14 protein-coding genes are annotated in these 10,790 nt (G+C 68.3%); 10 read left to right on the top strand and 4 right to left on the bottom strand.

The window, feature by feature from the left end; all coding sequences use genetic code 11:
• Positions 1 to 32 precede the first annotated feature (32 nt).
• Positions 33 to 374 (bottom strand): hypothetical protein, encoded by a 342-nt coding sequence (locus tag ACYVN4_RS36775; RefSeq protein WP_460727383.1) that lies wholly within the window; start codon positions 372 to 374, stop codon positions 33 to 35.
• Positions 375 to 531: 157 nt separating this feature from the next.
• Between ACYVN4_RS36775 and ACYVN4_RS36770 the strand changes: the two genes are divergently transcribed.
• From ACYVN4_RS36770 to hisH, 5 genes are all read left to right on the top strand, one after another.
• Positions 532 to 1,251: a DsbA family protein gene (locus ACYVN4_RS36770; protein WP_460727381.1), complete on the top strand. Its 720-nt coding sequence runs from the start codon at positions 532 to 534 to the stop codon at positions 1,249 to 1,251.
• 101 nt (positions 1,252 to 1,352) lie between these two features.
• On the top strand, positions 1,353 to 2,690 hold the full coding sequence (hisD, locus tag ACYVN4_RS36765) for a histidinol dehydrogenase (protein ID WP_460727379.1): 1,338 nt from the start codon (positions 1,353 to 1,355) through the stop codon (positions 2,688 to 2,690).
• Positions 2,687 to 3,817, top strand: a complete 1,131-nt coding sequence (locus tag ACYVN4_RS36760) for a histidinol-phosphate transaminase (protein ID WP_460727377.1) — start codon at positions 2,687 to 2,689, stop codon at positions 3,815 to 3,817. The genes hisD and ACYVN4_RS36760 overlap by 4 nt, the downstream gene beginning before the upstream one ends.
• Positions 3,814 to 4,446, top strand: coding sequence for an imidazoleglycerol-phosphate dehydratase HisB (gene hisB, locus ACYVN4_RS36755; protein ID WP_460727375.1), 633 nt, complete (start codon positions 3,814 to 3,816; stop codon positions 4,444 to 4,446). Before ACYVN4_RS36760 ends, hisB begins: the two co-directional genes overlap by 4 nt.
• The gene (hisH, locus tag ACYVN4_RS36750; protein WP_460727373.1) at positions 4,443 to 5,081 is read left to right on the top strand and encodes an imidazole glycerol phosphate synthase subunit HisH; all 639 of its coding nucleotides are present in this window, start codon (positions 4,443 to 4,445) and stop codon (positions 5,079 to 5,081) included. Before hisB ends, hisH begins: the two co-directional genes overlap by 4 nt.
• Positions 5,082 to 5,136: 55 nt before the next feature.
• Here the strand turns inward: hisH and ACYVN4_RS36745 are convergent, their stop codons facing one another.
• The gene (locus ACYVN4_RS36745; protein WP_460727371.1) at positions 5,137 to 6,093 is read right to left on the bottom strand and encodes a patatin-like phospholipase family protein; all 957 of its coding nucleotides are present in this window, start codon (positions 6,091 to 6,093) and stop codon (positions 5,137 to 5,139) included.
• Between the two features lie 160 nt (positions 6,094 to 6,253).
• Positions 6,254 to 6,712 (bottom strand): nuclear transport factor 2 family protein, encoded by a 459-nt coding sequence (locus ACYVN4_RS36740; RefSeq protein ID WP_460727369.1) that lies wholly within the window; start codon positions 6,710 to 6,712, stop codon positions 6,254 to 6,256.
• A gap of 100 nt (positions 6,713 to 6,812) precedes the next feature.
• Between ACYVN4_RS36740 and ACYVN4_RS36735 the strand changes: the two genes are divergently transcribed.
• Positions 6,813 to 7,268: a MarR family winged helix-turn-helix transcriptional regulator gene (locus ACYVN4_RS36735; RefSeq protein ID WP_460727367.1), complete on the top strand. Its 456-nt coding sequence runs from the start codon at positions 6,813 to 6,815 to the stop codon at positions 7,266 to 7,268.
• 32 nt (positions 7,269 to 7,300) lie between these two features.
• On the opposite strand, the gene ACYVN4_RS36730 is transcribed toward ACYVN4_RS36735, so the two are convergent.
• Positions 7,301 to 7,939: an LppP/LprE family lipoprotein gene (locus tag ACYVN4_RS36730; RefSeq protein WP_460727365.1), complete on the bottom strand. Its 639-nt coding sequence runs from the start codon at positions 7,937 to 7,939 to the stop codon at positions 7,301 to 7,303.
• A 156-nt stretch (positions 7,940 to 8,095) separates the two neighbouring features.
• Between ACYVN4_RS36730 and priA the strand changes: the two genes are divergently transcribed.
• From priA to hisI, 4 genes are read left to right on the top strand one after another with little or no spacing between them, the layout of a single operon-like run.
• Positions 8,096 to 8,827, top strand: coding sequence for a bifunctional 1-(5-phosphoribosyl)-5-((5-phosphoribosylamino)methylideneamino)imidazole-4-carboxamide isomerase/phosphoribosylanthranilate isomerase PriA (gene priA, locus ACYVN4_RS36725; RefSeq protein WP_460727363.1), 732 nt, complete (start codon positions 8,096 to 8,098; stop codon positions 8,825 to 8,827).
• Entirely contained in the window at positions 8,824 to 9,645 is an 822-nt protein-coding gene (locus tag ACYVN4_RS36720) for an inositol monophosphatase family protein (protein ID WP_460727929.1), read from the top strand. Before priA ends, ACYVN4_RS36720 begins: the two co-directional genes overlap by 4 nt.
• The gene (gene hisF, locus ACYVN4_RS36715) at positions 9,642 to 10,415 is read left to right on the top strand and encodes an imidazole glycerol phosphate synthase subunit HisF (protein WP_460727361.1); all 774 of its coding nucleotides are present in this window, start codon (positions 9,642 to 9,644) and stop codon (positions 10,413 to 10,415) included. The genes ACYVN4_RS36720 and hisF overlap by 4 nt, the downstream gene beginning before the upstream one ends.
• Complete coding sequence (hisI, locus tag ACYVN4_RS36710) at positions 10,412 to 10,762, top strand: phosphoribosyl-AMP cyclohydrolase (protein WP_460727359.1); 351 nt, start codon at positions 10,412 to 10,414, stop codon at positions 10,760 to 10,762. The genes hisF and hisI overlap by 4 nt, the downstream gene beginning before the upstream one ends.
• Positions 10,763 to 10,790 lie beyond the last annotated feature (28 nt).

The raw sequence follows: 10,790 nt of genomic DNA, 5'->3' as shown, positions 1-10,790 counted from the left end.
GAACCTTTCGATCGACGGTGGGCAGGGCGAGATCAGACCGGGCCGGTTTCGCCGTCCGCGCAGTCGGCCTCCGAGACGCCGCCCTCGGTCCCGAGGGTCGTGCCGATGCGGACGTGGTCGAGGCCGCCGAGATCGCGGCAACGGATGAAGGCGTGCTGTCCCGCACCCGAACCGGGCGGGCAGGTGAGGGTGGTGCGATTCGGTACCGAGTTATCGGTGACGCACTCGGCGGGAGCCGGGTCGGCGGTTGCCCTGTTCGTGACCGGCATTCCGAGTACCGAGCCGAGGACGCAGGCGCCCAAGGCCGCGAAAATCACGAGCTTGCCGATGAAATCCATGTGCTGATAGTCCGGATCGGCGAAATGCCCGGTCAACGTGACCCAGGCGACAAAATGGCCGTTTCCGCAGCTCCGGTACCTGTTACACGTTGTCCGCTGCGGATTCTTTTTTCGGGGTATTTACCGTGGGAGGGATTGACATTCGAGTGTCGAATCTATTCGGGCAAATGACCAGCAAATATTATGACCAACTATGAATCGCAGCAGCCGGAAAGTCGCCGGAGCGACCGGGCAACGCCGCCTTGTCAATCCGATGTCCGTGGGCGCGGTCATCGTCATCGTCGCCCTCATCGCGGTCATCACCGCCAACTTCGTGCACAAGCACAACGACAAGCAGGAGGCCGTCGCGGCGGTCGCCCCGCCCGCGGTGTTCACCCCGGACGGCCGCCTGCACTTCGGCACCGGCGACACCCTCGTCACGGTCATCACCGACTTCCAGTGCCCGATCTGCCATCAGTTCGAGACGACCACCGGACCCACCCTCACCGACCTGGTGAACAGCGGCCAGGTGTCCGCCGACTACGACACCGTGGCCGTGCTCGACGGCCTGTCCAAGGACAACTACTCCTCGCGGGCCGCGAACGCGGGAGTCTGCGTGGCCGTGGCGAACAAGGACGCCTGGCTGGACTTCAGCAAACGACTCTTCGAGAACCAGCCCGCCGAGAACGGACCCGGTCTCACCGACGACCGACTGATCCAGATCGCCGCCGACGCCGGAGTCACCGGCCCGGACCTCGCCGACTGCGTGCATTCGAGTCGCTACGCCGGATTCGTGAAGTCCCACAGTCGCCAGGCCATCACCGCCGGTCTGACCCATGTTCCCGTGGTGAAGGTCGGTGACGTCACCCTGGAAAACCTCACCCCCGACGGCTTACGCGCCGCTATCGCGCGCGCGACCTCGGCCGCGAAGTAAAGCGCTGGCGGCGACCCGATAGGCTGGTACCTGGTCGCAAGCAGTTTCGACTGTGTCGCGGACCCTTCGAAATCAGCACAGACAAAGGACTTCAGAGCGCTATGACTAGCCGCATCGAGCTCGCCCGCGAGGACCTCCGCGGACGTACTCCCACTGCTGCCGAACTGCGCGCGGCGCTGCCGCGTGGGGGCGTCGACGTGGACTCGGTGCTGCATCATGTGCAGCCGGTCGTGGAGGCGATCCGCGATCGCGGCGTCGAGGCCGCGCAGGAATACAGCCTGCGGTTCGACGGTGTGGCGCCCGCCTCGGTGCGTGTGCCCGCCGCCGAACTGGACAAGGCTCTGGCCGAGCTGGATCCGGCCGTGCGCACCGCCCTCGAGGTCGCCATCGAGCGCACCCGCAAGGTGCACAACGATCAGCGCCGCACCGACAAGACCACCCAGGTGGTGCCCGGCGGCACCGTCACCGAGCGGTGGATTCCGGTCGAGCGGGTCGGGCTGTACGTGCCGGGCGGCAATGCCGTCTACCCGTCCTCGGTCGTGATGAATGTGGTTCCGGCGCAGGCCGCGGGCGTGGACTCGCTGGTCGTCGCCTCCCCGCCGCAGGCCCAGTTCGACGGCCTGCCGCACCCGACCATCCTGGCCGCGGCCAAGCTGCTGGGCGTCGAGGAGGTGTGGGCGGTCGGCGGTGCGCAGGCCGTGGCGCTGCTGTCCTACGGCGGTACCGACACCGACGGCGCGCAGCTGGAACCGGTCGACATGATCACCGGGCCGGGCAATATCTACGTGACCGCCGCCAAGCGGCTGTGCCGCGGCCTGGTCGGCATCGACGCCGAGGCCGGGCCCACCGAGATCGCGATCCTGGCCGACGCCACCGCCGATCCCGTGCACGTGGCCGCCGATCTGATCTCGCAGGCCGAGCACGATGTGCTGGCCGCCAGCGTGCTGGTGACCGACAGCGTCGAGCTCGCCGACGCCGTGGATGCCGCGCTGACCGCGCAGATGGCCGTGGTCAAGCACCACGACCGGGTCACGGAAGCCTTGTCCGGCAAGCAGTCCGGCACCGTGCTCGTCGACGACATCGCCCAGGGCCTGCGGGTGGTCAACGCCTATGCGGCCGAGCACCTGGAGATCCAGACCGCCGACGCGTCCGCGGTCGCGGCCCAGGTGCGTTCCGCCGGAGCGGTTTTCGTCGGTGCCTGGTCACCGGTGTCGCTGGGCGACTACTGCGCCGGTTCCAACCACGTCCTGCCGACCGCCGGATGTGCCCGGCACTCTTCGGGTTTGAGCGTGCAGACCTTCCTGCGCGGCATCCACGTCGTGGAGTACTCCGAAGCGGCCCTGAAGGATGTCGCCGGACACGTGGTGGCCCTGGCCAATGCCGAGGACCTGCCCGCGCACGGCCAGGCCGTGCAGGCGCGATTCGGAGAGCTGGCGTGAGTGCTGTGACCGTTCCCGGATCGAATATTTCTCTCGACGATCTGCCGCTGCGGGACAACCTGCGCGGCAAGAGCCCTTACGGCGCACCGCAATTGACGGTGCCCGTACAGCTCAACACCAACGAGAACCCGCACCCGCCGAGTCAGGCGCTCGTCGACGATGTCGCCGAGTCCGTGCGCGCGGCGGCGGCCGACCTGCACCGCTACCCGGATCGGGACGCGGTCGCCCTGCGCACCGACCTGGCCGAATACCTGACCCGGCAGACCGGCGTCGCGGTGGACGTGGCGAATGTGTGGGCCGCCAACGGTTCCAACGAGATCCTGCAGCAGCTGCTGCAGGCGTTCGGCGGACCCGGCCGCAGCGCACTGGGTTTCGTGCCCTCCTACTCGATGCACCCGATCATCTCCGAGGGCATCGACACCGAGTGGATCGAGGCCAAGCGCAACGGCGACTTCTCCCTCGACATCGACTACGCGGTCATGTCGGTGGGGGAAAAGAAGCCCGACGTGGTCTTCGTGACCAGCCCTAACAATCCGACGGGGCACAGCATCCCGATCCCGGATCTGGAGCGCATCCTCGAGGCCGCGCCCGGCATCGTCGTGGTCGACGAGGCGTATGGCGAATTCTCTTCCGCGCCTTCGGCGATCAGCCTGATCGACAAGTATCCGAGCAAGCTGGTGGTCAGCCGCACCATGTCGAAGGCGTTCGCCTTCGCGGGCGGGCGGCTGGGCTACCTGGTGGCCGCACCCGCGGTCATCGACGCCATGCTGCTGGTGCGGCTGCCGTACCACCTGTCGGTGGTCACCCAGGCCGCCGCGCGGGCGGCCCTGCGGCACGCCGACGAAACCCTGGGCAGCGTCCACGAATTGGCGTCCCAGCGTGATCGCGTGATGGCGGCCTTGACCGAGCTCGGCTACGACGTCATCCCGTCCGACGCCAACTTCGTGCTGTTCGGCCGTTTCGCCGACGCGGCGCGCGCCTGGCAGCACTACCTCGACGAGGGCGTGCTCATCCGCGATGTCGGCATCCCCGGCTATCTGCGCACCACCATCGGCCTGGCCGCCGAGAACGATGAATTCCTGCGCGTCAGCGCGAAACTGGCGTCCGAGGAGCTGATCGCCCGATGACCACCGACCGTCCCGCCGATCGCATTGCCCGCGTCGAGCGCACCACCCGCGAGTCCAGCATCGTGGTGGAGCTCAACCTCGACGGCTCCGGCAAGACCGACATCTCCACCGGCGTCCCGTTCTACGACCACATGCTGACCGCCTTCGGCCAGCACGGCAGCTTCGACCTCACCGTCCAGGCCAAGGGCGATATCGAGATCGAGGCCCACCACACCGTCGAGGACACCGCCATCGTCATCGGCCAGGCACTGGGTCAGGCCCTGGGCGACAAGAAGGGCATCCGCCGCTTCGGCGACTGCTTCATCCCCATGGACGAGACCCTCGCGCACGCCGTCGTCGACGTGTCCGGGCGGCCGTACTGCGTGCACACCGGCGAGCCGGATCACATGCTGCACACCATCATTCCCAGCGTCGCGCCTACCGCGTCGTACTCGACGGTCATCAACCGGCACGTCTTCGAGTCGATCGCGCTCAACGCCCGCATCGCCCTGCACGTGCGCGTCCTCTACGGCCGCGACCAGCACCACATCACCGAGGCCGAATTCAAGGCTGTCGCACGGGCTTTGCGCGCGGCCGTCGAATACGACCCGCGCGTGACCGGTGTTCCGTCGACGAAGGGCTCGCTGTGACCAAGAAGATCGCCCTGCTCGACTACGGTTCCGGCAACCTGCACTCCGCGAGCCGCGCGCTGGCCCGCACCGGTGCGGAGGTGACCATCACCGCCGATCCCGACATCGCCTTGAACGCGGACGGTCTCGTGGTGCCCGGCGTCGGCGCGTACGCCGCCTGCATGGCGGGCCTGCTGTCGGTGCGCGGTGAACGCATCATCGGCAAGCGCCTCTCCGGTGGTCGTCCCGTGCTGGGCATCTGCGTCGGCATGCAGATCCTCTTCGAGCGCGGCGTCGAATTCGGTGTCGAAACCGACGGCTGCGCCGAATGGCCCGGCACCGTCGAGCGTTTGGACGCGCCGATCCTGCCGCACATGGGCTGGAACACGGTGAAGGCGCCGGACGACACCGTCCTGTTCGCGGGCATGGATGCCGACACCCGCTTCTACTTCGTCCACTCCTACGCCGCCCAGCACTGGGCCTGGGATCCCGACGGCGGCTCCCAGATTGCCCCGGCCAAACTCACCTGGGCCGAGCACGGCGTGCCTTTCCTGGCCGCGGTCGAGAACGGGCCGTTGAGTGCCACCCAGTTCCACCCGGAGAAGTCCGGCGACGCGGGGGCTCAGCTGCTGCGCAACTGGATCGACTCGATCTGAGTTAGATGTCGAAGACCGAAACCCCCGCTGGTAGCGGGGGTTTCGGCCTTCTGGATCAACGCCAGAATTCGGCGATCTGCTCGGCGCGAGCCTTGCCCTCCGTGTATCCGGCACGCGCGGCGGGCGGACGGATGGACGGATCCATCAAGGTGCCGAACGAGTCGACGGTGGCATCGTCGGGCATGATCGCTTCCACTGCGCTGCCGCCCGCGCGCAGTTCCTCGACCTGCGCCGCGAGCTGTGTGCCCCATTCCTGTGGCGTACGGGTTCTGCCGCCTAGCGGCGACAGGACCAGCACGCGCTCGTATCCGGCTGCCAGATCGGCGTTTTCGGCCGATCGTCGATAGCCACCGTCGAGATAGCGGCTGTCACCGATGGTGTAGGGGCCCGAACCGAAGCCGCTGGTGGTACTGGCGGCGACGGCATCCACCAGTTCGACACCGCTGTAGCGATCGATGACGACCGGCTCACCGGTGTAGGCGTCGATCACGGTCAGGTACACCAGTTGTTTCGGCCACTCCGGGCTGGGCAGCCGGGGTGCGACGATGTCGCGCCACCGCTGCTGCGCGGAACCGTCCGAACCGGCATCCAGTTCGAGCGAGGCCGCACCCAGTCTCCGGCGCAGATCGACCGGATCCGAAGCGGCGGCGATGATCTCGCTCGTCGTCCGCATGTGGTCGGCGACCGAGCCGACCGGACCGCGACCACCGCCGGGCCCGCCAGGCCGCTGCGGCGGCACTGCGGAAAGGACATCGGCGTAAAGCTTGGCCGGGTCCGCGGCGGTGATCTGGGCCGCGGCCGTCGCCCCGGCGGAGGTGCCGATGATCAGATCGGCATCGGTCACATTCACTCCCGCTTCGAGGAGTCCGGCGACGGTGCCGAGCAACCAGGCGTTGCCCGCCGAGCCGCCGCCACCGAGTACCAATGCCCGCGCCCGCGGCTGATCATGGTCGGCGGGGCGGTCGGCGGACGGCAAGGTCAAGGGCCGAGTGGAATAGAGATGTGTGTTCATGGGAGTCGCCTTTCGCGAATTGCCTTGGTGGCGCTCCCGATAGCGACTACCTCAGTCGCGCGATCGTGGACAGCGGGGGGAGCGCCCACTACGGATACTGCGTTCATGGGTCTCACCTCCTGCTGATAGATCACGATCGCCACGACCTTAGCACGGCGGGTCAGGGCCGGGTGCCGACCGACCAGACCGGGCTGGAGGCGACGCTCGTGAACTGCCAGCCCTCAGGGGTGCGGACGGCGGTGAAGCGGTACACCTCGCCGAGGGTGAGACGGGGCCGGGCACCGAGGCCCGGGTCCTCGGCGTCGCCCCAGGCGAAGGTGACCAGCAGGTTGGCGCGGACCTTGGCGGTGTCACCGTCCAGGTCGACCAGGATGCCGCTGATGACGTGCTGAACTCGCTTGTCGGGGGAGTGGTTTCGGCTGGCCTGGGCGACCATCGCGGCACGGCCGACGGCGAGACCGCCGGGGGTCTGGGCGGTGGCGTCGGGGGTGTAGAGGTCGGCCAGTTCGTCCCAGTCGCCTTCGTCCAGTGCCCGGCCGAGCCGGTTCACCAGCTCGGTGATCTCGAATTTGTCGGCCAGATCCTGGATTCGGCGGGTGGTGGTGTCGATCGCGTTCATGGTGACGGTCTTTCGGCGAGATTGTTGGTGGCTCCAACGTTGGTGAAACCAATGTAACCGATTGTGGGTGTCCCCAACAAGTCTTGCTAGATTTCTTTCCATGGACACCCCGCCCGAAGGGGCCTCCGGCCGATTGCGCGCCCTCCCCACCCGCCTCATCGGCCAGGTCGCCATCATTGCCAACCGCTGCACCGAGAAAGCGTTGGAGCCCACCGGTTCCCGTCGCTACCACTACGCGCTGCTGGCCACCCTCGACGAACAGGGCCCGCTCTCGCAGGCGGAGGCGGGCCGCCGCACCGGCATCGACCGCAGCGACGTGGTCGCCGCCGTCAACGACCTCGCCGACCGCGGCCTGCTGCACCGCACCCCCGACCCCGCCGACCGCCGCCGCAACACCCTCACCCTCACCCCGGCGGGCCGCGCCCACCTCGCCGACCTCGACGAACGCCTGGAAGCGGCGCAGCGCGACCTACTGCCCGGCTTCAGCCCCGCCGAACGCGCGAACCTGGTCCTCACCCTCAACCGGGTCCTCGAATCCCACACCCGCGACAGCTGACCGATTGCTCAACACCGTGTCGCAGACGCGAGTCAGCACTTCATCGTCCCCGGCTCCACGGTGGTCCCCATCACCCGCGGCGGCCGCCCCGCCGACACGACTTTCGCCCCGTCCCAACGATATTGAACGCAATAGAACGTCCCGTCCGCGCACGCGTCACAGCTCCCGGGAATCTTGAACCGCAACCCCACACTGTCATCGGTCGTATGCGCCGGATCCGGCGAAATGAAGCTGTTCCAGGTAGGTTCCGCCGTCCCCACATACCCACCCCGATGAAACAGCAACACCTGCATCGGCGAACTGGCCGTCGCCCCTTCGATACTGATCAACGCCGCCGACAACCCCGAGCAAATCCCGTTCACCGTCGGATTCGCCCCCACCGCGGGCAACGCCCACTTCCACGGCTTCCCCGGAACCACCTCCACCGGAGCAAGACTCGCCGCCGCGTTCCGCACCACCGCCGGATCCGGCTTGCACGCCTGATCTCCGCTCCCCGCGGCAGTGCTCTGAGCGGGTCCTGACGTGGTGACACTCGTGGACGCCGCAGCGGTGGTCAGCGCCGTGGCAACCGCCGACGGTGTGGGTCGCGCCGCTGTCCCATCGCCGTTCCCACACCCCGCGAGGGCGAGAACAGCGATCGCAGACAGGACAATTCGCGCGTGCCGCACCATGACATCTCCTCCACTCGCCATTGATTCCCACCAGCCTGGCATCCACCTGGCGAACATGTCCGAGGATTGGCCGACGAAAGCCGGATGGAGCGGCCGTGCGCCGTATTTGCCCAGGCCGACGGCGGGCCATCACTCGGCAACCACTAAGCTGCTCCCGTGAGTCTTGTGCTGCTACCCGCCGTCGATGTCGCCAATGGTGAGGCCGTGCGCCTGGTTCAAGGGGAGGCGGGCAGCGAAACCAGTTATGGTTCGCCGCGTGACGCCGCCCTGGCCTGGCAGCATGCCGGGGCCGAGTGGGTGCATCTGGTGGATCTGGACGCAGCCTTCGGCAAGGGCTCGAATCGCGACTTGCTGGCCGGTGTCATCGGCGAGCTCGATGTGAAGGTCGAGCTGTCGGGTGGCATCCGCGACGACGAATCGTTGAAGGCCGCGCTGGCCACCGGCTGCGCACGCGTCAACCTGGGCACCGCGGCCATCGAGAACCCGGAGTGGTGCGCCCGCGCCATCGGCGAGTACGGCGACAAGATCGCGGTCGGCATGGACGTCAAGATGATCGACGGTGAGTGGCGGCTGCGCGGGCGCGGCTGGGTCACCGACGGCGGCGACCTGTGGGAGGTGCTCGAGCGGCTCGAACGCGACGGCTGCTCGCGCTACGTGGTCACCGACGTCTCCAAGGACGGCACCCTGACCGGGCCGAACCTGGACCTGCTGGCCCAGGTCGCCAACGCCTGCGAGGCCCCGGTCATCGCCTCGGGCGGCATCTCGCAGCTCGACGACCTGCGCGCCATCGCCACCCTGGTCGACGAGGGCGTGGAGGGCGCGATCATCGGCAAGGCGCTGTACGCGGGCCGGTTCACGCTGCCCGAAGCCCTGGCCGCGGTCCGCTGACCGTGCCCGAACTCGACGAGCTGCTCAGCATCGCCACGGCGGTGCTCGACTCCGCCACACCGCGATTCGTGGAAGGCATCGGGGCGCCGAGCGCGGTCGAGAAGGGGCGCAACGACTTCGCCACCGAACTCGACCTGGAACTCGAGCGGACGATTTCCCGGGAACTCGCGCAGCGCACCGGAATCCCGGTGCACGGCGAGGAATTCGGTGGCCCGCAGCTGACCACCGGCACCGCCTGGGTGCTCGACCCCATCGACGGCACCTTCAACTATTCGGCGGGCAGCCCCATGTGCGGCATGCTGCTCGCGCTGGTGCGCGACGGCGTCCCGGTCATCGGACTGACCTGGCTGCCCATCCTGGGCCAGCGGTACGCCGCCATCCAGGGCGGGCCGCTGCTGCTGGACGGAAAGCCGTTGCCGCCCTTGGCCCCGGCCAAGCTCGCCACCGCCATGATCGGCTTCGGCAGCTTCAATCTCGATGGGGCGGGCCGGATTCCGGGCATCTTCCGATTCAACCTGCTGGGCGCGCTGTCGCGGCTGTCCGGCCGGCAGCGCATGTACGGGTCCACCGGCATCGACCTGGCCTACACCGCCTCGGGAATTCTGGGCGGGGCGGTTGTGTTCGGACATCACCCGTGGGACAACGCCGCCGGGGTGGCGATGGTCCGGGCCGCGGGCGGGGTCGTCACCGACCTGCTGGGCAAGGACTGGACCATCGAATCCGGATCGGTGCTGGCCGCCGCGCCCGGCGTGCACGAGGAACTACTGGACCTGATCGCCGAGACGGCCGATCGAGTCCGAGGAGAGGCAGAACAATGAGTTTGGCAGTGCGAGTGATCCCCTGCCTGGACGTCGACGCGGGCCGCGTGGTCAAGGGCGTCAACTTCGAAAACCTCCGGGATGCGGGCGATCCCGTCGAACTGGCGGCCACCTACGACGCGCAGGGCGCGGACGAGCTGACCTTCCTCGACGTCACCGCTTCCACCGGCGACCGCGGCACCATGATCGACGTCGTCACCCGCACCGCCGAGCAGATCTTCATCCCGCTCACCGTCGGCGGCGGCGTGCGCACCGTCGAGGACGTGGACCGACTGCTGCGCGCGGGCGCGGACAAGGTGTCGGTGAACACCGCCGCCGTCGCCCGCCCCGAGGTGCTGCGCGAGATGTCGGAGCGCTTCGGCTCGCAGTGCATCGTGCTGTCCGTCGATGCCCGCACTGTGCCCGAAGGCCAGCCCGCCACCCCGTCCGGCTGGGAGGTCACCACCCACGGCGGCAAGCGCGGCACCGGCATCGACGCCGTCGAATGGGCCGTGCGCGGAGCCGAATTGGGCGTCGGCGAGATCCTGCTCAACTCCATGGACGCCGACGGCACCAAGGCCGGCTTCGATCTCACCATGATCCGGGCCGTGCGGGCCGCGGTCTCGGTGCCGGTCATCGCCTCCGGCGGCGCGGGCAAGGTCGAGGACTTCGCACCCGCCGTGCAGTCCGGTGCGGACGCGGTGCTGGCCGCCAGCGTCTTCCACTTCGGCGACCTCACCATCGGTCAGGTCAAGGACGCCATGCGCGCGGAAGGAATCACGGTCCGATGAGCTCCCTCGATCCGGCGATCGCCATCCGGCTCAAGCGCAACGCCGACGGCCTGTTCGCCGCCGTCGCGCAGGAGAAGTCCACCGGCGCCGTGCTCATGATGGCGTGGATGGACGACGAGGCGCTGGCGCGCACCCTGGAAACCCGCAAGGGCACCTACTATTCGCGCTCGCGGCAGCAGTACTGGGTCAAGGGCGAGACCTCCGGCCACACCCAGTACGTGCACGAGGTGCGCCTCGACTGCGACGGGGACACCGTGCTGCTCATCGTCGACCAGGAGGGCGCGGCCTGCCACACCGGCACGCACACCTGCTTCGATACCGACGTGCTTCTGGCGCAACAGGACTGACCGTCATTCCGGCGTGCTTGTGGCCGGA

It is taken from the genome of Nocardia heshunensis, from assembly GCF_054782115.1.
This window is presented reverse-complemented; position numbering and strand designations above follow the sequence as displayed.